This is a genomic window from Segeticoccus rhizosphaerae (assembly GCF_005222685.1).
GTDB classification, from domain to species: domain Bacteria; phylum Actinomycetota; class Actinomycetes; order Actinomycetales; family Dermatophilaceae; genus Segeticoccus; species Segeticoccus rhizosphaerae.
The window spans coordinates 99,643-121,660 of sequence record NZ_SWMA01000002.1; the positions used below are offsets into that span (position 1 = coordinate 99,643).

Below are 22,018 nucleotides of genomic sequence, written 5' to 3' on the forward strand. Positions count from 1 at the left end.
GCCGTTCGCCGGCAACTGTGCGACTCACCGGCCGGAGGTCAGCCGCCCCCGCCGGCCGTCTGGGCGAGGGTGCCCAGCAGCGCGACCAGCAGCAGCCCCCCGACCGCCATCATGGCGATGCTCGGGCCCTTCGCGGGCAGCGCCGCCGGGTCGGTCCGCTCACGCACGCCGCGCTGGTGCCGCTTCCACCGGCGGATGCCGAGGACGAGGAGCACCGCGGCAATGAGCAGGACCAGCATGTTGGCGGTGGCCTGACCGGCAGCCGCAGCCGAGTCGGCAGCCACGGCACTCGTCACCAGCGTCATGACCGGCATGGTGTCATGGCCCCTGGTGGCACGACGACTCGCACGGTCGCCGACGACGGACCTGGTGGGTGAGGGGAGCGGTCAGGCCCGGGGCAGCGCCCGCTCGAGGTCGGCGACCAGGTCGTCGGCGTCCTCGATGCCGACCGAGAGACGGACCAGGTCGGCGGGCACCTCGAGCTCGGTGCCGGCCACGCTGGCGTGCGTCATCCGTCCCGGGTGCTCGATCAGCGACTCGACGCCGCCCAGCGACTCCCCCAGGGTGAACACCGTGGTCCTGGCGCAGAGGTCGACGGCCGCCTGCTCGCCCGCCTTGACCTGGAAGCTGACCATCCCGCCATACCGGAGCATCTGCTTGGTGGCGACGTCGTGGCCGGGGTGCGTCGCGAGCCCGGGGTAGTGCACGGCGCTCACGGCCGGGTGGTCCTGGAGGAAGGCGACGACCTTCTCGGCGTTGTCGCAGTGCCTGTCCATGCGCAGGCCGAGCGTCTTGAGGCCGCGCAACACCAGCCACGCGTCGAACGGGCCCGCGACGGCACCCATCGAGTTCTGGTGGAACGCAATGCGATCGGCCGCGTCCTCGAAGCCCGCGACGTCGATCTGCCGGGCCGTGACGACTGCGCCACCGACGACGTCGCTGTGTCCGCCGCAGTATTTCGTCGTGGAGTGCATGACCACGTCGGCACCCAGGGCGAGCGGCTGCTGGAGGTAGGGCGTCGCGAAGGTGTTGTCGACCGCGAGCAGCGCGCCGGCCTCGTGCGCCACGTCGGCGACGGCGCGGATGTCGGCGATGCCCAGCAGCGGGTTGGTGGGGGTCTCGACCCAGACGACCTTGGTCTGCCCGGGCCGGATCGCCTGGCGCACGGCGTCGACGTCGGCGATCGCGGCAGCGGTGTGTTCGATGCCCCACGGCTGGGCGACCTTGTTGATCAGCCGGTAGGTGCCGCCATAGGCGTCGGTCGGCACGACGACGTGGTCGCCCGGCCGCAGCAGCGCCCGGATCACCGTGTCCTGACCGGCCAGGCCGGACGCGAACGCGAAGCCGCGGCCACCCTCCTCGAGCGCGGCGAGGCACTCCTCGAGCGCGGTGCGGGTCGGGTTCGCCGAGCGGGAGTACTCGTAGCCCTCCCGCAGCCCGCCGACGCCGTCCTGCTTGTAGGTCGAGACCTGGTAGATGGCGGGCACGACCGCGCCGGTGCGCGGGTCGGGCTCCTGTCCGGCGTGGATGGCGCGGGTCGAGAAACCGCTGGGTCGGGCGTCGTGGTCGGTCATGCCCCAAGGCTAACCGTGTGAGCTCGCGCCCGGTCGCACAGCCCGTCACGCCACCCCCACCCCCAGCCCAAGCCGCGGACGACGCGAGGAATCGCGCGCGATCCAGGGGCGGTCTCGGTCAGGTCGGGACCGGCGGCGGTGTGCGTCAGATGGCGGGGTCGGGGCCGCTCGCGGGCCGCACCCGGGGAATCGTGAGCGCCGGCAGGGAGACGTGGATGATCGGCCCGATCGACAGGGCGAACAGCACCGTCCCGACCCCGAGGTTGCCGCCGAGGATCCAGCCGATGATGACCACGCTGACCTCGATCGAGGTGCGGACCAGTCGCACCGAGCGGCCGGTCCGGCGCACCAAGCCGGTCATCAGGCCGTCTCGTGGGCCCGGGCCGAAGCTCGCGCCGATGTAGGCCGAGCTGGCCACGCCGTTGATCACGATCCCGGCCAGCAGCAGGCCGATCCGGCTGGCCATGGCGTCGACCTGAGGGAGCCAACTGAGGAAGACGTCGAGGCACGCCCCGATCACGAGGACGTTGCTCACGGTCCCGAGGCCGGGCCTCTCGCGCAAGGGGATCCACAGCAGCAGCACGACGGCACCGACGATGATCGACCACACCCCGATGCTCAGGCCGATCTGACGCACGAGGCCCTGGTGCAAGACGTCCCAGGACATGACGCCGAGGTTGGCGCGCACGATGAGAGCCTCGCCGAACGCGAAGGCGACCAGCCCGGCATACAGCTGGATCAGGCGGCGGGGCATGGGCGCAGCATCTCACCGCGCCGATCTGCCCTGCCTCCGGCTCCCACCTGTCGGACCGACTTCAGGCCTCGACGACCTTGTCCTTGACGACCTTGACCGCCACCTTGGCGAGCGGCCGGGGCGCCGGCCCGCTCACGTTGTCGCCGGTGGCGAGGGCGTAGACCGAGCCGTGGCAGGGGCACTTGAACTCGCCGCCCTGGGGCGCGACGGTGCATCCCATGTGGGTGCAGATCGCCGAGAACGCCACGATGGTGCCCTCCTTCGGCTGCGCCACGACCAACGGCCTGCCGGCGGCGTCCTGCGCCGAGACGCCGCCGCCGACGGGAACGGCCGAGAGGGCCACCAGGTCAGCCCCGGAACCCCCGGACTGGGCGCGGGGACCGGAGGAGTCCGGCGCACTGCTCCCGGGCCGCGCACCGCCGGTGCCCTCGGCCGCGCCGCTGGACGACCCCGAGCTGCATCCGGCCGTGACCACCAGGCCGGCCGCCAGCGTCGCGGTGCCGGCCAGCACCTGGCGACGGTTGATCGATGGGGTGTGCCGCTCCGGGGGTCGCGTGTCGGGTCGCGTGTCGGGTCGCATGCCGATGGACACGGCGCCGGTCGCAGGGAGGTTCAACGCCCTTCGCCGGAATCGGCCAGAGTGGCCGCGCGTCCGGCGGACCGCCGATCCGACCTTGAACCGACCGGCACCGTGGCTCGTGTCGTCCACAGAGACGTGCCGTGCATCCGCCGGACGACTCACAGCACACGTCCAGCCAAGGAGACGACGATGACCACCAGCGAACGAGGAGCCCGCACGATGGACCTGACCAGGGGCGGCACGCTGGCATGGCGCGCCGCGGCAGCTCTCGGGGTGCTGGTGTCGGCCGGCGTCCACCTGTGGCTGTGGTTCCGGGGGTACGACTCGATCAGCGTGATCGGCCCGCTCTTCCTGCTGAATGCCGTCGGCGGCCTCGTGATCGCCGTCGCCGTCCTGGTGTGGCGGCACTGGCTGCCGCTCCTCGGGGCGATCGGATTCGGCGCCTCCACGCTCATCGCGTTCACGCTGGCCGCGACGGTGGGCCTGTTCAGCGTGCACGAGACCTGGACCGGCACCGACCAGGTGCTCGGCTGGCTCTCCGAGCTGCTCGCCCTCGTCGCCGGCACCGTTGCGCTCTGGCGCGAGCGCTCAGCTCGCCAGCCGTAGCACCGGGCGGCCCGTCGCCGTGCGCACCTCGACCGTGGCGATGTCCGCACGGTTCCACGAGCTCGCACCCTGCAGGCTCATCGCCCGGCCCGGCACCGCCCGCCACGTCGCCACCTGCTGGGTCGTCCCGTCGGCCTGCTGGACCACCAGCTCGTATGCCGGTGGGGCGCCCGCGGTGTAGCCGCGGCCCGACTCGTAGGCGCAGGTGAGGTCGACGCTCGTCCCCCAGGCCTTCCGGGTGAAGGTGACGGTCGCGTGCAGCCGGTCCTGCCCCAGCTGCTGCATGGCCACCGGCCGGGTGCCGGTGCCGTCGCCGGGCGCGGTCGTGGCACCCGACGGGGCCGGCGACGACACGGCGGGTCCCTCCGCCGTGCCGACGCCGCCGCCCTCCTGGCCGAGCCCGCCGGCGAGGCCCACTCCCCCGAGGGTCAGCGCGCCCGCGGCGACGGCTGCGGCCGCGCCGATCGTCCAGCTGCGACGAGTGCGCCTCCGCCGGACCTCGCGCACCAGCCGGGGCAGCAACGTCTCGGGCACCGGACCAGGCCAGCCGAGCTCGCCCTCGGCCAGGTCCCGGGGCACGGAGGCGAGCAGGCCCGGCATACCCGCGATCTGGCGCACTGCTCGTGCACACTCCCGGCAGGTCGCGAGGTGCTCCTCGAAGGCGCGCCGCTCGGCAGGCGAGAGCGCACCGAGGACGTACGCAGCGTCAAACTCACGCAGCTCGTCGTGGTTCACGGACCCTCTCCCATCTCCTCGAGCACCAGGCGCAGGGCGCGCAGCGCATAGTGCGACCGTGACTTGACCGTGCCCTCCGGGATGTCGAGGGCACGGGCGGCCTCGGCCACGGACCTGCCGCGGTAGTAGCACTCCACGAGCACCGCACGGTGCTCGAGGGACAGCCGCGACAGCGCCTCGGCCACGAGCCAGGACTGCAGCCGCCGGTCGACGTCGTCCCCGGTGCCGTTGCCGTCCGGCCCCTCCGGCAGGTCGCCGGTGAGCACCTCGACCCGCGAACGACGCGAGCGCCACTCGTCGATGACCAGGTTGCGGGCGACCGTGCACAGCCACGCCCTCGCCGAGCGCTCCGACTGGTCGAGCACCTGCGGATGTCGCCAGGCACGCAGCAGCGTCTCCTGCACGATGTCCTCAGCGCGGGCCCGGTCGCCCCCGGTCAGGCGCAGGCTGTAGCCCCAGAGCGCGGCCGCGTGCTGGGCGTGCAGCGTCTGCATCAGCTCGACCTGGCTGTCCGTGGGCACCACCTCCTGCAGGTGACACGGACGAGACGTCGTCGCGGTTCAGTCCAGTTGTAGCGTAGTCGTCCTTGGCGTGGCCCGGAGCGGGACGCGCGCGGACGCGACGTGTACCCCGCTTCCCGCGACGATCCGCGACGCTGATCCGCTCGGCGGCTGTCAGTCCACCAGCGCCTCGAGGGCGGGCAGGGCCTGGAGCAGCGAAGCACGCTGGCCTGGGGTCAGGGAAGCCATCCGGCCGCCGAGCGCCTGCATCCGGGCAGCGCGACCGGCCTCGACCAGGGCACGTCCGCTCTCCGTCGGCTCGATCAGGAAGGCGCGGCCGTCCTCCGGGTCCGGTTGCCGGCGCACGTGTCCCATCCGCTCGAGGGCCGAGATGATGCGGCTCATCGAGGCGGCGCTGACTCCCTCGGCCTCGGCGAGCACCCCGAGCCGCAGCGGCTCGCCCATGCTCATCGTGGCGAGCGCACTGAGGGCACCGTGGCCCACCGGCGCGTCCCGGGCGTCGCGGCGCAGGGCCCGGTTGATCCGGCCCAGCGTGAGGTAGAGCCGAGTCACGGCCTCCGGCGTGCTGGGCTGTTGGTCGTCGGCCACGGCGGGGCCTCCCTCGGGATCTGGCCGCCGGTCCGGCGGCGTCCGGTGCCTGTGCCGAACGTATCGCGAGGCGGCCGAGCGGCAGATCGGCACCACACAAACCCCCATGAGCGCGGCCACGATGGTAATAAAGTGACATGGATCACCTCAAGCGCCGTAACTTTCTGACCGGAGCCGCCGGAGTCGCCGCCCTGGCCACGCTCACGACCGTGGACGCGCCGGCCGCGTTGGCTGCCACCGCGCCCCACCAGACCTGTGAACCCGACCCGTCCACACCCAAGCACCAGCTCCGCGGCATGTGGATCGCCACCGTGGTCAACATCGACTGGCCCAGCAAGCCCGGGCTCAGCGCCGACGAGCAGAAGCGCGAGCTCGTGAGCCTCTACGACACCGCGGTCGAGCGGGGTTACAACACCATCGTCCTGCAGGTGCGACCGACCGCCGACGCCTTCTGGCCCTCGGAGCACGAGCCGTGGTCGAAGTACCTCACCGGCACCCAGGGCAAGGACCCCGGCTACGACCCGCTGGGCTTCGCGATCGAGGAGGCGCACGCACGCGACCTGCGGATCCACGGCTGGTTCAACCCGCACCGCGTCAGCATGGACACCGACCTGGATGCCCTCGTGCGGGACCACCCGGCTCGCCTGCACCCGGACTGGGTCGTGGCCTACGGCCCCAAGCTCTACTACAACCCCGGCATCCCCGCCGTCACCGAGTTCAACATCGCCGCCATCATGGACGCGGTCACGCGCTACGACCTGGACGGCGTCCACTTCGACGACTACTTCTACCCCTACCCCGTCGGGACGCAGGAGTTCCCCGACGACGACACCTACGCCACCTACGGCGCCGACTTCGACGACAAGGCCGAGTGGCGTCGCGACAACATCAACCGGCTGGTCAAGGGCCTGGTCGCGGCGATCCACGAGGCCAAGCCGCACGTGCAGTTCGGCGTCAGCCCCTTCGCCGTCTGGCGCAACATCGCGACCGACCCGCTCGGTTCCGACACCACAGCGGGCGCCGAGTGCTACGACGACCTGTACGCCGACACCCGCCGCTGGCTGCGCGAGGAGTGGATCGACTACCTGTGCCCGCAGATCTACTGGGCGGAGGGATTCGCGCCCGCCGACTACGACGTGCTGGTGGACTGGTGGGCCCGCCAGGTCCGCGAGTCCGGCTCGCACACGCGCCTCTACATCGGCCAGGCGACCTACAAGATCGGCACCTCCACACAGTCTCCGGAGTGGATCGACGACCCGCAGGAGATGTCCAACCACCTGACCAAGAACCAGGAGTACCCCGAGGTCAGCGGCGACATCTTCTACAACGCGTCGTCCGTGGTGGCCGACCTGCTCGGCGCCACCTCGCTGGTCACCACCCAGCACTACCAGCACCCGGCGCTCCAGCCGACCATGCCGTGGCTCGACTCGCGCGCCCCGGCGCCGGTGGTCAGCCTGCACGCCGTGGGAGACGGCAACCCGGTCACGCTGTCATGGCGGTCGTTCGGGCGGCCCGCCAGCACGTTCGCGATCTACCGGTTCGACGGGTCCAGCGAGCCCCGGGACTGCGACTTCGTCGACGCGCGGCACCTGGTCGCGACCGTGGCGGCCGGCACGCCCTCCGGCGGGACCCGGTGGACCGACCAGACGGCGACGCCCGGGGAGCGCTACACCTACGTGGTCACCGCCGTCGACGAGCTGGGCAACGAGAGCCGGCGCCGGGCCACCCGGGTGTGACAAGTCCTCGCCGAGCCGTGGCAGCAGCCGTCCGAGCAGTTACCCTCCGCTCATGACCTGCGAGCAACCGTTCGGCTTCGACGTCCTGGAGCGGATGCGCGAGTATGCCGTGCCGGGCGCGTCGGTCGCGCTGCTCACCGGCGGGCGGATCACCGGCCAGTGGTGCTTCGGCACCCGCCGGGCCGGCTCCGACGGGCCAGCGGCCGAGGTCGTCCCGACCACGCGCTTCCAGGCCTGCTCGATCAGCAAGCCGGTGACCGTCTTCGGTGCGCTCCGCCTCGTGCAGGACGGCGAGCTCGACCTCGACGCCGACGTCAACGAACGGCTCCGGTCGTGGTCGGTGCCGGCCAACGGCGCTTGGCGACCGCGGGTCACGCTGCGCCGAATCGCCAGCCACAGCGCCGGGCTGACCACCTCGGGCTTCCCCGGCTATCCCAACGGCGCGGCCCTGCCCACCATCGCGCAGGTCCTGGCCGGGGTCGCGCCGGCCAACTCTCCCGGCGTGCGCGCCGACCTGGTCCCCGGCTTGCAGTTCCGCTACTCGGGCGGCGGGATCACGGTGCTCCAGCTGATGCTCGAGGAGGCGTCGGGTGCGCCCGTCGACGAGCTGCTCGACCGGCTGGTGCTCTCCCCGCTCGGCATGCGGCACAGCACGTTTGCCCAGCCGCTGCCACCCGAGCTGCACGAGCAGGCGGCGTCCGGCCACCACGGCGACGGGTCGGTCGTGGCGGGCGAGTGGCACGTCTACCCCGAGCAGTGCGCCGCCGGCCTGTGGACCACGCCGGCCGACCTGCTCCGCTTCGCCATGGGCGTCCGGGCGGCGGACGGGGGCGAGCCTGACGCCGTCCTCCGCCCCGACCTGGTGGCGCAGATGCTGACCCGACAGGTCCCGACGTCGGAGGCCTCCACCCGGATCGGCGGGCTGGATTCCATGGGACTCGGCCTGTTCCTGCGCGCCGACGCCGACGGTCGGGGCAGCTGGTTTGGCCACCTGGGCGGCAACGAGGGCTTCAACTGCCACCTCCTGGTGCACCGGGACACCGGTGACGGGGCCGCCATCATGACCAACAGCGACGAGTGCGGCGTCAACCTCATCGTCGACCTCCTCGGGGGCCTGGCGGCGCGGCACGACTGGCCTGATCTGGTGCTCGACCCGATCGACCCGCCGCTGCGGAGCGGGCTCGACCCCTTCGTCGGGAGCTTCGCCCTGCCCTCCGGCGCACGGATGGGGATCGAGCGCCGCGGCGAAGAGCTGCACGTCACGATCGCCGACCAGCCGCCGCTGACGTTCTTCGCCACGTCCGCCACCGAGCTGTTCTGCCAGGCCGTCGACGCCCGGCTGAGCCGCTCGGACGACGGGGTCGTGACCCTGCGCCAGGGCGACGAGGAGTGGCCCTGCCGTGAGGGAGCGGCGACCAGCACGAAGGGGCCGCAGCCACCCGGCATACCCTGAGCTCATGGCACTCTTCCGCAGCACCCCGAAGACCGTCACGCGAGAGCAGGCCCTCGCCGGCCGTGCCGAGCCGCTACCCGGGGTCCCGGCAACCCACGAGGTGCTGGGCACTCCGATGCAGGGGCCGTGGCCCGACGGGACACAGGTGCTCTACGTCGCCATGGGGTGCTTCTGGGGAACCGAGCGGATCTTCTGGCGCATCCCCGGAGTCGTGACGACGGCCGCCGGCTACCAGGGTGGCTTCACCCCCAACCCGACGTATGAGGAGGTGTGCACCGGGCGCACCGGCCACGCCGAGGCCGTGCTGGTCGCCTACGACCCGGGTGCCGTGACTCCCGAGGAGCTCCTGAAGGCGTTCTGGGAGAACCACGACTCGACCACACCGAATCAGCAGGGCAACGACCTCGGCACGCAGTACCGCTCGGCGATCTACTGGACCACGCCGGAGCAGGAGCAGGCGGCGCTCGCGACGCGCGACGCGTTCCAGCAGGTGCTGCACGAGCACGGCCACAGCCAGATCACCACCGAGATCCGGCCGGTCTCAGGCGAATCCGGCGCCGGGCCGTTCTACTACGCCGAGGGCTACCACCAGCAGTACCTGCACAAGAACCCCAACGGTTACTGCAACCACGGCCCCAACGGCATGACGTGCCCGGTCGGCATCGTGCGCCAGGACCAGCTCCCCAGCCAGGAGTCGGTCCTGCGTCACACCGACTGACCACCGGTGTCCCCGGCCGGTCTCGACCGGCCCACGATCTCGAGCAGCGCCGTGAGGTAGTCGGCCAGCGCCGTCCCTGAGCAGCGCCCTGCGCCGGGGGCCTGCGGCGACCGTGCCGTGAAGCCCACGGGTCGTGGGCGGTGGAACGGAGAATCCCACCCGTCGGGAATTAATCGGAGGCTCCCTCCGTTACAGCTGACAGTCCCACCCACTCGGCCAGGCGCCGCTGGACACAGCAGGCCTTCGGTCACCCGAACAGAGGGAGTGAACATGTCACGCTCGTCCCAGGTCGTCACGGCCACCACCCGCAATCTGCTGATGCACCAACGCCGACACTCCCTCGACGCGCGAGACGGAAGGGCCGACTCGGCCTCGAGCACTCCGCGCCGGATGGTCAGGGCCGCCACAGCACACAGGACGATCAACGCCGCGCCCGCGCCCCGGACGCAGGAGTGCGTGCCGGCATAGCCTCCAGGAGTGTGCCGACCTGGTCGGTGCCAGCAGCCGCGGTACTGTGAGCCGGTGCAGGACGCCGAGCGCCGAGCAACGGCGCAGGACATCCACGACACCGCGGCGGCGATGCCACACGTCACCGTCGACGAGGGTCCGCTGGGCAACGCGGCATACCAGGTCGGTGGCAAGTCCTTCGTCTTCTTCCGCAATCCGCGCCCCGACGCCGTGGATCCCAGCACCGGCGAACGCTACGACGACGTCATCGTGCTCTGGGTCGAGTCCCCCGCCGACAAGGAGGCCTTGGTGCAGGATCGGGAGTCGCCGTTCTTCACCACTCCCCACTTCGAAGGACACCGCTCGGTCCTGGTCCGGGCCAGCGAGCTGCACCGGGTGAGCCGCGAGGAGATCGTCGAGATCGTGCAGGACGCCTGGCTCGCTCGTGCGTCGAAGCGACGTGGCGCAGCCTGGCTCGCCGATCACCGCTGACGACGACGCCGTGGTCCCCAGCAGGGCAGCCCTCCTTGCCGGCGGCTGTGGCAGGGGTCAGCTGCGTCGCAGCAGCCGTCGCCACACCGAGGCCTGACGCCTCCTCGCGGCGGCCTCCGCCTGCTGCGCGATCCGCGCCGCCTCGGCCTCAGCCCGCGCCGCAGAGGCCCGCTGGTGCAGCTCCTCCCGCAGCCCGCGCCACTGCCCGACCAGGTCGTCCACGTCCACCGTGCGGGCGATGGTCGGCGGGAGGTTGCCCACAGCCGGCCTGAGCCGGTCGAGCTTCACCCGCCAGTTGTAGTCCTCGAGCACCGCGCGCACACTCTGCTCGGTCTGCAGCTCCAGCAGCGACTGCGGAAAGGTCTCGGCCTCCTTGCGCAGGCTCAGCACGGTCGGCATGGCGCCGCTGATGTCGAGGTGCTCGCGCTGGATCAATCGCTTGACCCACCAGTCGGGGTCGTCGGTGCGGAGATCGGGCAGCGGCTTGCCGGAGCCGGGCAGGTTGTCGAACTCTCCCCGCTCCTGCGCCTCGCGGATCTGCCGCTCGACGATGGACTCGAAGCCGTGCACCCGACAAGCCTACGACGGCCGCTGGCAGGATGGGTGACCGTGCGACTCCCCACCGACCTGCCCCGTGACGTGGTGGCGATGTCGGGGGTCGCCTTCTGCGTCGCGCTCGGCTTCGGGGTCGTCGCGCCGGCGATCCCGCTGTTCGCGACCCAGTTCGGCGTCGACGCCGCAGCCGCCGGCGCCGTCGTCTCGGTCTTCGCCCTGATGCGGTTGCTCTCCGGCCTGCTCGCCGGCCGTGTCGTCGACGCCCTCGGTGAGCGCACCAGCCTGATGATCGGCGTGGCCGTCGTCGGACTGTCGAGCCTGCTGGCCGGGCTGTCCGAGAACTACCCGCAGCTGCTCGCGCTGCGCGGCGTCGGCGGCGTCGGCTCGGCGGTCTTCGGTGTGGCGGCCATGAGTCTCGTGCTGCGAGTCGCGTCGCAGCGGATGCGCGGCCGCGCCGTGAGCGTCTATCGCGGCGGTTTCCTGGTGGGCGGCATCGCCGGTCCTGCGGTCGGTGGTGCCGTGCTCGGCATCTCGCTGCGGGCCCCGTTCTTCCTGTATGCCGGGACGCTGGCCCTCGCAGGAGTCGTCGCCATGGTCTTCGTCTCCAGGCCGCAGCCCGCGACCGCCCGTGCGGGGATCGACCAGGCAACGGACCTCCCGCTCGAGCCAGACCCGGCCAGCGGGCGCGACCCGGCCGTCGAGCCGCCGCCGGTGCACGACGGTGAGCAGCCTGACGAACGAGTCCCCGTGGCCTCGAGCGACCCTTCGGCCGGGCGTGATCGCGCCGCGGACGAGGACCACCCGCCCGAGGCGACGTTGCGCGATCTGTTGGGCACCCGCGAATACCAAGCCGCTCTGGTCACCAACCTGGCCGTCGGGCTGGCGGTGCTCGGACTGCGCAGCACCGTCGTGCCGCTCTTGTTCGTGCACCATCTGCAGGTCGACGTCGGCTGGGTCGGGGCGGCTTTCGTCTCCTCCGCGCTGGTGCAGACCGCGCTGATGTTTCCCGCGGGCCGGTTCACCGACACGATCGGTCGCCGCGCCGCCATCGTGCTCGGCTCGACGGTGGCGGCCGTCGGGATGCTCATGCTGGCGGTCGCCAGCTCGCTGGTGATCGCCCTCATCGCCATGGGGGTGTTCGGGGCGGGGTCGGCGTTCCTCGGCACGGCGCCGGCCGCGCTGGTCGGCGACGTCGCCGGCAAGCGCTCCGGGCAGACCATCGCCGTCTTCAACATGGCCAGCGACTTCGGCGCCGTCACCGGGCCGGTGCTGGCCGGGTGGCTCGTGGACCAGGGCTCCTACGCCGCCGCGTTCGGGATGGGCGCCGGCGTGCTCCTGGTCGCGGGGGCGCTGGGTCTCCGCCTCCCCTCATCCCGCTAGCTGCTGGGAGAAGGCGTCACCGATGACGCCCCGGCCCAGCAGCTAGCTAGCGGACGGGATGGGGGGCGCGGAGCATGGCGGGGTGGAGCAGGGTCGCGTCGCCGGCGCGGTAGAGGCGAGCCGGGCGCCCTCCCCCACGCCGGGTGGACTCGCCGGTCGGCTCGACGAAGCCGGGGGTGCCGGTCACCTTGCGGTGGAAGTTGCGGGGATCCAGCTCGGTCCCCCACACCACCTCGTAGACCCGGCGCAGCTCGGCGATGGTGAACTCCGGTGGGCAGAACGCTGCTGCCAGCGGGGCGTACTCGAGCTTCGACCGGGCACGCTCGACCGCGTCGGCGAGGATCGTGCCGTGGTCGAACGCCAGCCGGCGCGTTGCCGACAGGAGGTCCTCGACCGGCCGCCACTCCGCGCCAGCGGCGTCTGAACCGGCCACAGGTTCGGGCAGGTCGGGCAGCAGCGCCAGGTGCGCCACGGTCACCACCCGCCCGCGCGGATCACGGCCCGGTGAGCCGTAGCTGCCGAGCTGCTCGAGGTGCACGCTGCGCAGCGGGACACCGGTCTCCTCCACGAGCTCGCGCCTCGCGGCGTCCATAAGGTCCTCCCGGGCCAGCACGAACCCACCGGGCAGCGCCCATCGGCCCCTGAACGGCGGCACCCCTCGCCGGACCACGAGCACCTTGAGGGTGTCGTCGGCGACGGTGAGCACCGCGAGGTCGACCGTGACGGAGAACTGGCGTGACGTCATACGAGCATCTTAAACGTCACCTTGACGATTAGCCAGCATCGGCATTACTGTCAATATGACGACAAAGGAGAAGCACCATGGCAGACATCAGCCGCTACCCGATCTTCCGCCACCTGCGGACCGACCCCACGACCTACGTGCACCACCTGCACAGCGGGGAGGTGACGCACGCGGGGGCCGGGCTGGCCTTCTGGTTCCGGCCGCAGTCGGCCGCCCTCGCTGAGATCCCGCTGGACGACCGTGAGCAGTCGCTGCTCTTCCATGCGCGCACCGGCGACTTCCAGGACGTCACCATCCAGGCGACGGTCAACTACCGTGTCGTCGACCCGGCGCTCGCCGCGACGCGCATCGACTTCAGCATCTCCCCCGAGAGCGGCCGGTGGAACGCGACGCCCCTGGAGACCCTGGGTGATCTGCTCACCGAGCTCGCCCAGCAACCCGCCCTCGAGCTGATCGCCGGCATGCCGATGGCGGAGGCTCTCGCCCACGGCATCCGCCCCGTCCGGGACCGGGTGGCCGGCACACTCGCCGGTGACCGACGGCTGGCCGAACGTGGCCTCGCCGTCACCGACGTGCGGGTGGTCGCGATCCGCGCGGACGCCGAGCTGGAGAGAGCCCTGCAGACCCGGACCCGCGAGGAGGTGCAGCAGGAGGCCGACCGCGCGACCTACGCCCGACGCGCGCTCGCCGTCGAGCGGGAACGGGCCATCGCCGAGAACGAGCTGAAGAACCAGATCGAGCTGGCCCGGCGCGAGGAGGAGCTGGTCACCCAGCGCGGACAAAACGAGCGCAAGCGGGCCACCGAGAAGGCCGCCGCCGACCGCATCGGGGCCCAGGCCGACGCCGACCAGCGCCGACTCGCCGCCGAAGCGACAGCAGCCACAACGCGACTCGTCGGCGCCGCGGAGGCCGAGGCCCAGCAGGCCAATCTCGCGGCCTACGCCGAGGTCGACCACGCCACGCTGGTGGCCCTGGCTCTGCGCGACCTCGCCGACAACCTCCCGCAGATCGGCAGCCTGACGGTCACCCCAGACCTGCTCACTCCGGTCCTCGCCCGGCTCGGCCAGGGACCGGCCACCGGAGCGGACCGGTCATGACGCTCCAACCCCGCGCCGTCGTAGTCCACCGCACCACCGAGTATGCCGAGCTGGTCGCCCGACACGGCACCCGCCAACAGGCGGCGTTCTTCCTTGAGACGCGGGGGCGTGGCCTCAGCGAGGTGATCGAGCGGGACCGGTCGCAGCAGGAGGCCCGCCGCGTGGTCACTGCAGGCCTGCCGGCGGACTGGCGGCGGGCCGAGGTCGAGCGGACCGATCTGGCGCGGTTCGTCTTCGGCCCGGAGGACATCGTGGTCGTCGTCGGCCAGGACGGGCTGGTGGCCAACGTCGCCAAGTATCTGGGCGGGCAGCCGGTCATCGGCGTCAACCCCGAGCCCGGCCGCAACGTCGGAGTCCTCGTGCCGCACCCGGCCGACGCCACTTCGGCCCTGCTGCGGGCCGCGATCGCCGGGCAGCGGATCACCGAGCGCACCATGGTCGAGGCGACGACCGACTCGGGTGAGAACCTGCGGGCGCTCAACGAGGTCTACGTGGGGCACGCGTCGCACCAGTCCTCGCGCTACTCGCTCCGGCTGCCGAGCGGGGCAGGTGAACGCCAGTCGTCCTCGGGGGTGCTCATCGGCACCGGCACCGGCTGCACCGGCTGGTTGCGCTCTGCCTGGCTCGAGCGGCACAGCACGCTCGGGCTGCCCGGCGCCGCCGACCCGGCGCTCTGCTGGTTCGTGCGGGAGGCCTGGCCGTCGCCGACGACCGGCACCGAACTCACCGAGGGGGCGTTGGCCGACACCGAGTCACTCGTGCTCACCGCCGAGTCCGACCAGCTGGTGTGCTTCGGCGACGGCATCGAGCACGACGCCCTCACCCTGACCTGGGGCCAGCGGCTCACCGTCACCACGTCGGGACAGCACCTGCGTCTCGTCGGCTGACCCGCTGCAGCTTCGTCTCTTCCTGGCACGACGGCCCCGCTCGGGGCGCCGCTCGCCTAGTCTGGCCGCGTGTCCACGCGATCCGCACCGTCCACCCCGCCGCCGGTGATGGCAGCCCTCGACGCCGCCCACGCCAGGCTGGCGGACCACCTGGCCGAGAGCCTGGGCCCGGACGCCGTCAGCCGCCGCGCCATCGACCGGCTGGGCCACGCGCACGACGCCTCCCATTACCTCTTGGTGCCGCAGGTCGTGGTGACTCCCTGCGACACCGACCAGGTGGCCCGTGTGCTGCGGGCCTGCGACCGGGCCGGGCTGCCGCTCACGTTCCGCTCCGGAGGGACCAGCCTGTCGGGCCAGGGACTCAGCGACAGCGTGCTCGTCGACACCCGGAAGCAGTTCCAGGACCTGCAGGTCCTCGACGACGGGCGGCGGGTGGCGGTCCAACCGGGCGTCACGATCGGCCGCGTCAACACCCACCTGGCGCGGTACCGGCGCAAGCTCGGACCCGACCCGGCCAGTGAGATCGCCTGCACCGTGGGTGGCGTGGTCGCCAACAACTCGTCCGGGATGCACTGCGGCACGGAGTTCAACACCTACCGCACTCTAGACTCGATGGTGCTGGTGCTCCCGACCGGCACGGTGATCGACTCGGCCGACCCGAGCGCCTCCCGACACCTTGCCGAGGCCGAGCCAGCGCTTCACGACGGCCTGCTGCGGCTCCGGCGCCGCATCCTGGGCGATCCGGACTCGGTGGCGACGATTCGGCGCCAGTTCTCGATGAAGAACACCATGGGCTACGGCCTCAACTCCTTCCTCGACCACGAGGACCCGCTCGACATCCTCGTGCACCTCATGATCGGCAGCGAGGGCACGCTCGGGTTCGTCGCCGAGGCGAGGTTTCGCACCATCGAGGTGCTGCCCCACGTGGCGACCGGGCTGCTCGTCTTCGACGACGTGGAGACCGCCACCTCCTCGGTGCCGCAACTGATCGAGGCGGGCACCGTCACGGCCGAGCTGCTCGACGCCGCTTCCCTTCGGGTCTCGGCTCGTGACCCGAAGTGTCCGGACGTCATCCGCAACCTGGAGGTGGGCGGGAAGGCCGCCGTGCTCGTGGAGTTCCAGGGCCACACGGCGGACGAACTGGCGGACACACGGCATACCGCCGAACCCATGCTGTCCGACCTGCCGCTCGCCGCTCCCCAGTCGCTGACCACCGACGCTGCCGAGCGCGGCGCGCTCTGGCGCATCCGCAAGGGTCTGTTCAGCGCGGTCGCCGGCGCCCGGCCCAGCGGGACCAACGCCCTGCTCGAGGACGTCGTCGTCCCCGTCGAGCGGCTCGGCGTCACCTGCCGCGAGCTGGCGCGCCTCTTCGATGCCCACGACTACGAGGAGTCGGTGATCTTCGGGCACGCCCGCGACGGCAACGTGCACTTCATGCTCAATGAGCGCTTCGATGACCCGGCGCAGCTGGAGCGCTACGAGGCGTTCACGCACGACATGGTCGACCTCGTGCTCCGGGAGGGTGGTTCGCTCAAGGCCGAGCACGGCACCGGACGGATCATGGCCCCTTTCGTGCGTCGGCAGTACGGCGACGAGCTGTATGCCGTGATGTGGGAGCTCAAACGGCTGGTCGACCCGCGCGGCCTGCTCAACCCCGGGTCGGTGCTCTCCGACGACGACCGCTCCTACCTGCACGACCTCAAGCTCACCGCCACCGTCGAGGAAGAGGTGGACCGCTGCGTGGAGTGCGGGTACTGCGAACCCGTTTGTCCCAGTAGGGCGCTCACGACCACCCCCCGGCAGCGAATCGTGCTGCGGCGGGAGATGGAGGCGGCGCGGCTGCGCGGGGACAACGAGCTGCTGGCCGACCTCGAGCGCGACTATGACTACGACGCGGTGCAGACCTGCGCGGTCGACGGCATGTGCCAGACCGCGTGCCCGGTGCAGATCAACACCGGCGACCTGGTGCGGAGGCTGCGCCACGAGCAGTCGAGCGCGGCGCGGAGCGCGGCCTGGCGAGCGGCTGCGCGCGGCTGGGGCGTGGCGACCGTCGCCGGCGGCGGCGCGCTCAGCCTCGCGCAGGCAGTGCCCGCTGCCGTGCCGACCGGACTCACCCGCGCCGCCCGGGCCGTGCTGGGCGACGACGACGTTCCGCTGTATGACGAGCGGCTGCCGGCGTCGGGGCGGCGGCGGCAACGGCTCGACCCGCCACGACCCGAGGCGGTGCTCTTCGCGGCCTGCATCGGCACGATGTTCGGCCCCGAACCACCAGAGTGTGATTCGGCCGCCGAGGCGCTCGCGGTGCTGTGCCACCGGGCCGGGGTGCAGGTGCGGACGCCGGACGGCATCGACGGCCTGTGCTGCGGCACGCCGTGGAAGTCGAAGGGTCAGCTGGACGGCTACGCGGTGATGCGCGAGCGCGTGGTCCCTGCCTTGAGGTCGGCGACAGATTCCGGTCGCCTGCCGGTGGTCTGTGACGCCTCGTCCTGCACCCACGGGCTGCAGGGAATGTTGGCCGACGGCGTGGACGGTCTGGGCTACGAAGTCGTCGACTCCGTCGTCTTCGCCGCGCAACGACTGCTGCCTCGCCTCACGGTGACTTCTCCGATCGAGACGATCGTGCTGCATCCGACGTGCTCCTCGACCGAGATGGGCACCACGCAGGCGATGGAGCTCGTCGCTCGGTTCATCTCACCGAAGGTCGTCGTCCCGAACGACTGGGGTTGTTGCGGTTTCGCCGGTGACCGCGGCCTGCTCCACCCCGAGCTGACTGCCTCGGCCACCGCCCCGGAGGCCGCCGAGCTGGCTCGACCGCGGGCCGGCGAGCCTGACGCCACGGTGATGGACGGTCCCGAGGCGCCCGGTGGTGACGGGCCTCCTGGAGCCGGCCACCCGGCATACGCCTCGTCCAACCGGACCTGTGAGATCGGGATGACCCGCGCGACCGGCAAGCCCTACCGGCACATCCTGCAGCTGCTCGAGGAGGCCACCCGCTAGTTGCGACGAAAGTGCGCCGCCCGCCGCCCGCTCTCGCCGCAGCTAACGAGCGGGAGGGACGGCGCCGGCCTCGACGGCCGGCGCCCGGTAGGCATCCCCGAGGGTCTCGGCGGTCTCGTGGGCATTGAGCCCACTCGGGTTGGGCACCACCCAGACCGCCGCGCCCGCAAGGGGCTCCGGCTGCCGTCCGATGCGTGCTCGTGGTGCGGCAAAAGCCTTGCGGTATGCCGTGATCCCCGCCACCGCGACGACGACCGGCTCGTGCTCGGCGACGAAGTCGACCAGGTGGCGCGCGCCCTCACGCAGCTCCTCGCTGGTCAGCTCGTCGGCTCGCGCCGTCGCCCGGGCCACGAGGTTGGTGATGCCGACGCCGCGCGAGAGCAGGTGCGTCCGGTCCTGCGGTGCCATGCCCAACGACGCGTCGATCAGGTGGTCGGTGATGCCCGCCCGCCAGAGCGCGGGGTAGAAGCGGTTGCCCGGACGGGCGAAGTGCGCGCCGGTGGCGGCGGTCCACAGGCTGGGGTTGATCCCGACAAAGAGCAATCGCAGCCCGGGACCGACCAGGTCGGGGACGGTCCGGCCGCGGAATCGTTCGAGCTCGGTTTGGCTGAATCCCACCGCGCCATCCTGCCAAGCGCTCCCTCCAGCCCCACCCCCACCCCGCCGTCGCCGCCGCGAAGTTGCTGGCGAATCGCGTCGTCCGTGACGCGGAACACCAGCAACTCCAGGCGTCGTCGCGACGCGCGGGGTCAGGTGCCGGTGAGCTCCTGGACCAGCGGCGCCAACGCCCGCGCAAATCCGCCCGGCACAGTGATGTAGCTGACACCGGCCACCTCGCGCAGGTGACGCAAGGACGCAACCGCCTTCGGCATGTCCCTGCTCAGCACGCCCGCGGCACCCGCCGCGATGAGGTCGGCGGCCGTCATACCCATCCGCTGCGAGATCCACTCGGGAATCTGGTCGCCGAACCCGGTGATCTGCAGGCTCAGCTCGAGTTCCGCCGTCCGGTCGCCCGCAGCCTGTCTCGCCCGGTGCGCCACGTCGCGCACCGCCTCGGCATCGGCCACCGGAGACACCGCGATCGCCAGCGTGTCAGCGCCGGCGCCTGCGATCCGCATCATTCGCGGCCCCGAGCCCGCAACCACGATCCTGGGCACCGGCGACACCTGTTCTCGCACCGCCGTGATGACCTGCTCGACCCGATCGACGCGCGCGCCGGGGCTACCCCACACCATGCCCAGGTCCTCCGCATCCCGTTCTCCGCCGGGACGGCCCGCGCCGATGCCGAGCTCGAACCGGCCACCGGAGAGGGCCTGCAGCGTCGAGGCGTCACGCACCACCTCGCCGACCGTCCGATACGGCGAGGCGAGCACCCAGCTGCCGACGCGCAGTGTGGTGGTGACGACCGCGGCCGCCGCGAGACCCGCGAACGGCGATGGTGTGCCGAGTGTGTCCGGCAGCAACAGCGTCGTGTAGCCGAGTGACTCCACCTCCTGGGCCATCGTGGGCCACCGGGCGAGGTCGTCCGGCGTGCCGACCACGGCGCCGAAGCGAAACGGACGGGCTGTCGTCGTGTCCATGCGCCCCATCCTGCTCCGCTCGCCGGACACGGGCATCCACTGCAGAGCGCAACCCGACATACCCCGCCGGAGGTACTCGGGTTGCCCCGCGCCATAGTGTTCGACCATGTCTTCACCCCTCCCGTCGGCCACCGCCAATCGCCTACTGGTGGTGCACCACACCCCGTCGCCCGGCATGCAGGCCATGCTCGAGGCTGCGCTCGCGGGAACACACGACGAGCAGATCGAGGGGGTCGACGTCGTCGTCCGCCCAGCGCTCGCCGCCACGGCCGTGGACGTGCTGGAGGCCGACGGTTACCTGCTCGGCACACCAGCCAACATCGGCTACATGTCCGGGGCGCTGAAGCACTTCTTCGACCAGATCTACTACCCCTGCCTTCAAGCGACGACCAAGCGCCCGTATGGCGTGTACGTGCACGGCAACGAGGGGACCGAGGGTGCGGTCAGGGCGATCACCAGCATTGCCGGGGCGCTCGGTTGGGAGCCCGCCGCCGACCCGGTGATCGTGATGGGAGGACCGGACAGGACAGGGCTGCAGGCCTGTCGCGAGCTGGGAGCCGTGCTCGCGGCCACGATCATGCCGGAGACGCTGTGACCGCCCCGATCCGCTACCGCTCGCCGGACGAGGACAGTGCCCGGTGGCTGCACTTCCCCTTCCGGGACGGCGACATCGTGATCAGCACGCGGTCCAAGAGCGGCACGACGTGGATGCAGATGATCTGCGCGCTGCTGGTGTTCCGCAGGCCCCAGCTGCCTGCACCGTTGGGCGACCTGTCGCCGTGGCTGGACTGGCTGGTCGAACCACAGCGGTCGGTGTTTGCCAGGCTCGCGGGGCAGTCGCACCGCCGGTTCATCAAGACCCACACGCCGTTGGACGGGATCGTGCTCGACCCGCGCGCCACCTACCTCGTGGTGGCCCGGCACCCGCTGGACATGGCGGTGTCGCTCTACCACCAGGGTTCCAACATCAGCCGCGAACGGCTCCGCGAGCTCACCGGACAGCAGGAGCCGGCGAGGCCGCCGGCTCCCCGGCCGCCGCTGCACGACTGGTTGCTCGCCTGGATCGAGCGGGACGTGTGCCCCCAGGACTCGATGGACTCCCTGCCCGGCGTCCTGTGGCACCTGTCCGACGCGTGGTCGCGCCGGCACCAGCCCAACATCGCACTTGTGCACTACGACGACCTGAGTCGGGACCTGGAGGGCCAGATGCGCCGGATCGCAGCGTTGCTCCGGATCGAGGTGGCGGTGGACGAGTGGCCGCAACTCGTGGAGGCAGCGACCTTCGAGCGCATGCGGGCCGTCGCACCGGCCGTCATCCCCGACCGGTCCGGCGTGCTCAAGGACCCCGGTGCCTTCTTCCGCCGCGGCAGGTCAGGGGCCGGACGGGAGGTGCTCAGCCCGGACGAGCTCGACCGCTACCAGGCCCGGACGAGGGAGCTTGCCCCGCCGGACCTGCTGACCTGGCTGCACCGTGGCGGTGTCGATCAGACCAGCTGACGCACCGGCGCGCCGTCGAGGAAGGCCCGGATGTCCTCGACGACGTGGGGGAAGTAGGCCTCGCCGTAGTTGCGCCGGGTCACGTAGCCGAGGTGTGGTGTGGCCAGCACGTTCGGCAGCCCCCGGAGCTCGTCCTCGAGGGGCACCGGCTCGTCCTCGAAGACGTCGAGCCCCACCCCGGCGATCACGTTGTGCCGCAAGGCCTCCCGCAGATCGTCCTGGTCGATGGTCCCGGCCCGTGAGGTGTTGACGAGGTAGGCGGTCGGCTTCATCGCCGCCAGCTCCTGCGCTCCGATGAGGCCGCGACTGCGCTCACCCAGCCGCAGGTGGATCGACACGAAGTCGCTCGTGCGCAGCAGCTCCAGCTTCGAGGGAGCCAGCGCGACGCCGCGCTCGGCGCACCGCTCGGCGGTGAGGTTGGGGCTCCAGGCGACCACGTCCATGCCGAACGCAAGGCCGACGGCTGCGACCCGGCTGCCGATCTTGCCGAGGCCCAGGAGGCCTAGCCGGCGCCCGCACAGGTCCTGCCCGACGCTGCTCTGCCACGGTCCGCCCTCGTGGAAGGCTGCGTTCTCTGGAGCCACCTGCCGGGCCAGGCCGAGCAGGAGCGCCCAGGTCAGCTCGGCCGGTGGCTCCGAGCGGCTCGGCGTGCCGGAGACCACGATCCCGCGAGAAGCGGCCTCCTTGGTGTCGATGGACGCGTTGGCCATGCCGGTCGTCACGATGAGCCGCAGCTCGGGTAGCCGCGCCAGCAACCCGGCCGGCAGCGGAGTCCGTTCCCGCATCACCACGAGGATGGCGCAGCCGGCGATCCGCGCGACGAGCTCGTCCTCCCGGAGATGTTCGGACAGCACGTCCACCTCGACCTGGTCGAGGACCGACGACCAGTCCGCCATGGACAGCGCCACCCCCTGGTAGTCGTCCAGGACCGCGCACCGCACCCTCGCCCTCTGCTCCTTCACCGGGCCAGTCTCCCCCACGGGTCAGGCGCAGGCCCCACCTCCCCGCGGGCAGCAGACCTCCGCGGTCTCCCACCGATCAGGAGGAACTGAGCTGGCCCGACCCCGGATCCGGCT

General features: G+C 71.8%; 24 protein-coding genes. 12 read left to right on the forward strand and 12 right to left on the reverse strand.

The features are described from left to right. Positions 1-38: 38 nt before the first annotated feature. The 4 genes from FCN22_RS01995 to FCN22_RS02010 all read right to left on the reverse strand — a co-directional run bounded on the left by FCN22_RS01995 (position 39) and on the right by FCN22_RS02010 (position 2,920). Positions 39-305: a hypothetical protein gene (locus FCN22_RS01995; protein WP_137119861.1), complete on the reverse strand. Its 267-nt coding sequence runs from the start codon at positions 303-305 to the stop codon at positions 39-41. An 81-nt stretch (positions 306-386) separates the two neighbouring features. Beyond that, on the reverse strand, positions 387-1,574 hold the full coding sequence (locus FCN22_RS02000; RefSeq protein ID WP_137119862.1) for a cystathionine gamma-synthase: 1,188 nt from the start codon (positions 1,572-1,574) through the stop codon (positions 387-389). A gap of 145 nt (positions 1,575-1,719) precedes the next feature. Further along, positions 1,720-2,328 (reverse strand): membrane protein YczE, encoded by a 609-nt coding sequence (gene yczE / locus FCN22_RS21540; RefSeq protein ID WP_162308101.1) that lies wholly within the window; start codon positions 2,326-2,328, stop codon positions 1,720-1,722. Positions 2,329-2,389: 61 nt separating this feature from the next. Further along, complete coding sequence (locus tag FCN22_RS02010) at positions 2,390-2,920, reverse strand: Rieske (2Fe-2S) protein (RefSeq protein WP_238384455.1); 531 nt, start codon at positions 2,918-2,920, stop codon at positions 2,390-2,392. A gap of 177 nt (positions 2,921-3,097) precedes the next feature. Between FCN22_RS02010 and FCN22_RS02015 the strand changes: the two genes are divergently transcribed. Continuing rightward, positions 3,098-3,514 (forward strand): hypothetical protein, encoded by a 417-nt coding sequence (locus FCN22_RS02015; RefSeq protein WP_202911348.1) that lies wholly within the window; start codon positions 3,098-3,100, stop codon positions 3,512-3,514. Here FCN22_RS02015 and FCN22_RS02020 read toward each other — a convergent pair. From FCN22_RS02020 to FCN22_RS02030, 3 genes are all read right to left on the reverse strand, one after another. Then, positions 3,497-4,249, reverse strand: a complete 753-nt coding sequence (locus FCN22_RS02020; RefSeq protein WP_137119863.1) for an anti-sigma factor family protein — start codon at positions 4,247-4,249, stop codon at positions 3,497-3,499. The genes FCN22_RS02015 and FCN22_RS02020 overlap by 18 nt on opposite strands. Continuing rightward, positions 4,246-4,743 (reverse strand): sigma-70 family RNA polymerase sigma factor, encoded by a 498-nt coding sequence (locus FCN22_RS02025; protein WP_238384473.1) that lies wholly within the window; start codon positions 4,741-4,743, stop codon positions 4,246-4,248. Before FCN22_RS02025 ends, FCN22_RS02020 begins: the two co-directional genes overlap by 4 nt. Positions 4,744-4,923: 180 nt before the next feature. Then, complete coding sequence (locus FCN22_RS02030; protein WP_202911349.1) at positions 4,924-5,358, reverse strand: MarR family winged helix-turn-helix transcriptional regulator; 435 nt, start codon at positions 5,356-5,358, stop codon at positions 4,924-4,926. 137 nt (positions 5,359-5,495) lie between these two features. Between FCN22_RS02030 and FCN22_RS02035 the strand changes: the two genes are divergently transcribed. The 5 genes from FCN22_RS02035 (at position 5,496) to FCN22_RS02055 (ending at position 10,204) form a co-directional block, all read left to right on the forward strand. Next, the gene (locus FCN22_RS02035; protein ID WP_137119865.1) at positions 5,496-7,094 is read left to right on the forward strand and encodes a family 10 glycosylhydrolase; all 1,599 of its coding nucleotides are present in this window, start codon (positions 5,496-5,498) and stop codon (positions 7,092-7,094) included. A 52-nt stretch (positions 7,095-7,146) separates the two neighbouring features. Continuing rightward, positions 7,147-8,547 carry a serine hydrolase domain-containing protein gene (locus FCN22_RS02040; protein ID WP_137119866.1) on the forward strand — a complete coding sequence of 467 codons (1,401 nt, stop codon included), beginning with the start codon at positions 7,147-7,149 and terminating at the stop codon, positions 8,545-8,547. A gap of 4 nt (positions 8,548-8,551) precedes the next feature. Then, a complete protein-coding gene (gene msrA, locus FCN22_RS02045; protein ID WP_137119867.1) occupies positions 8,552-9,265 on the forward strand; it encodes a peptide-methionine (S)-S-oxide reductase MsrA in 714 nt (237 codons plus the stop codon). 270 nt (positions 9,266-9,535) lie between these two features. Next, positions 9,536-9,733, forward strand: coding sequence for a hypothetical protein (locus FCN22_RS02050; protein WP_137119868.1), 198 nt, complete (start codon positions 9,536-9,538; stop codon positions 9,731-9,733). A gap of 54 nt (positions 9,734-9,787) precedes the next feature. Then, entirely contained in the window at positions 9,788-10,204 is a 417-nt protein-coding gene (locus FCN22_RS02055) for an MmcQ/YjbR family DNA-binding protein (protein ID WP_238384456.1), read from the forward strand. 57 nt (positions 10,205-10,261) lie between these two features. On the opposite strand, the gene FCN22_RS02060 is transcribed toward FCN22_RS02055, so the two are convergent. Beyond that, the gene (locus FCN22_RS02060) at positions 10,262-10,774 is read right to left on the reverse strand and encodes a DnaJ family domain-containing protein (protein WP_137119869.1); all 513 of its coding nucleotides are present in this window, start codon (positions 10,772-10,774) and stop codon (positions 10,262-10,264) included. Between the two features lie 39 nt (positions 10,775-10,813). On the opposite strand from FCN22_RS02060, the gene FCN22_RS02065 reads away from it, so the two are divergent. Next, positions 10,814-12,139 (forward strand): MFS transporter, encoded by a 1,326-nt coding sequence (locus FCN22_RS02065; RefSeq protein ID WP_137119870.1) that lies wholly within the window; start codon positions 10,814-10,816, stop codon positions 12,137-12,139. Positions 12,140-12,185: 46 nt separating this feature from the next. Here FCN22_RS02065 and FCN22_RS02070 read toward each other — a convergent pair whose 3' ends face one another. After that, positions 12,186-12,884 (reverse strand): NUDIX hydrolase, encoded by a 699-nt coding sequence (locus FCN22_RS02070; RefSeq protein WP_137119871.1) that lies wholly within the window; start codon positions 12,882-12,884, stop codon positions 12,186-12,188. A 77-nt stretch (positions 12,885-12,961) separates the two neighbouring features. On the opposite strand from FCN22_RS02070, the gene FCN22_RS02075 reads away from it, so the two are divergent. The 3 genes from FCN22_RS02075 to FCN22_RS02085 all read left to right on the forward strand — a co-directional run bounded on the left by FCN22_RS02075 (position 12,962) and on the right by FCN22_RS02085 (position 17,865). Further along, positions 12,962-13,981 carry an SPFH domain-containing protein gene (locus FCN22_RS02075; RefSeq protein ID WP_137119872.1) on the forward strand — a complete coding sequence of 340 codons (1,020 nt, stop codon included), beginning with the start codon at positions 12,962-12,964 and terminating at the stop codon, positions 13,979-13,981. Further along, entirely contained in the window at positions 13,978-14,868 is an 891-nt protein-coding gene (locus tag FCN22_RS02080; protein WP_137119873.1) for an NAD(+)/NADH kinase, read from the forward strand. The genes FCN22_RS02075 and FCN22_RS02080 overlap by 4 nt, the downstream gene beginning before the upstream one ends. 108 nt (positions 14,869-14,976) lie before the next feature. Then, on the forward strand, positions 14,977-17,865 hold the full coding sequence (locus FCN22_RS02085) for an FAD-binding and (Fe-S)-binding domain-containing protein (protein WP_137120028.1): 2,889 nt from the start codon (positions 14,977-14,979) through the stop codon (positions 17,863-17,865). A 42-nt stretch (positions 17,866-17,907) separates the two neighbouring features. Here the strand turns inward: FCN22_RS02085 and mug are convergent, their stop codons facing one another. Further along, a complete protein-coding gene (mug, locus tag FCN22_RS02090) occupies positions 17,908-18,483 on the reverse strand; it encodes a G/U mismatch-specific DNA glycosylase (RefSeq protein ID WP_137119874.1) in 576 nt (191 codons plus the stop codon). 131 nt (positions 18,484-18,614) lie between these two features. Further along, a complete protein-coding gene (locus tag FCN22_RS02095) occupies positions 18,615-19,445 on the reverse strand; it encodes an LLM class flavin-dependent oxidoreductase (protein ID WP_162308102.1) in 831 nt (276 codons plus the stop codon). Positions 19,446-19,551: 106 nt separating this feature from the next. On the opposite strand from FCN22_RS02095, the gene FCN22_RS02100 reads away from it, so the two are divergent. Together FCN22_RS02100 and FCN22_RS02105 are read left to right on the forward strand one after the other, a co-directional pair. Continuing rightward, positions 19,552-20,040 (forward strand): flavodoxin family protein, encoded by a 489-nt coding sequence (locus tag FCN22_RS02100; protein ID WP_137119876.1) that lies wholly within the window; start codon positions 19,552-19,554, stop codon positions 20,038-20,040. Continuing rightward, positions 20,037-20,942, forward strand: a complete 906-nt coding sequence (locus FCN22_RS02105; protein ID WP_137119877.1) for a sulfotransferase domain-containing protein — start codon at positions 20,037-20,039, stop codon at positions 20,940-20,942. Before FCN22_RS02100 ends, FCN22_RS02105 begins: the two co-directional genes overlap by 4 nt. On the opposite strand, the gene FCN22_RS02110 is transcribed toward FCN22_RS02105, so the two are convergent. Beyond that, positions 20,930-21,904, reverse strand: a complete 975-nt coding sequence (locus FCN22_RS02110; protein WP_238384457.1) for a D-2-hydroxyacid dehydrogenase family protein — start codon at positions 21,902-21,904, stop codon at positions 20,930-20,932. The two genes, FCN22_RS02105 and FCN22_RS02110, sit on opposite strands and share 13 nt — an antisense overlap. Between the last annotated feature and the right edge of the window lie 114 nt (positions 21,905-22,018).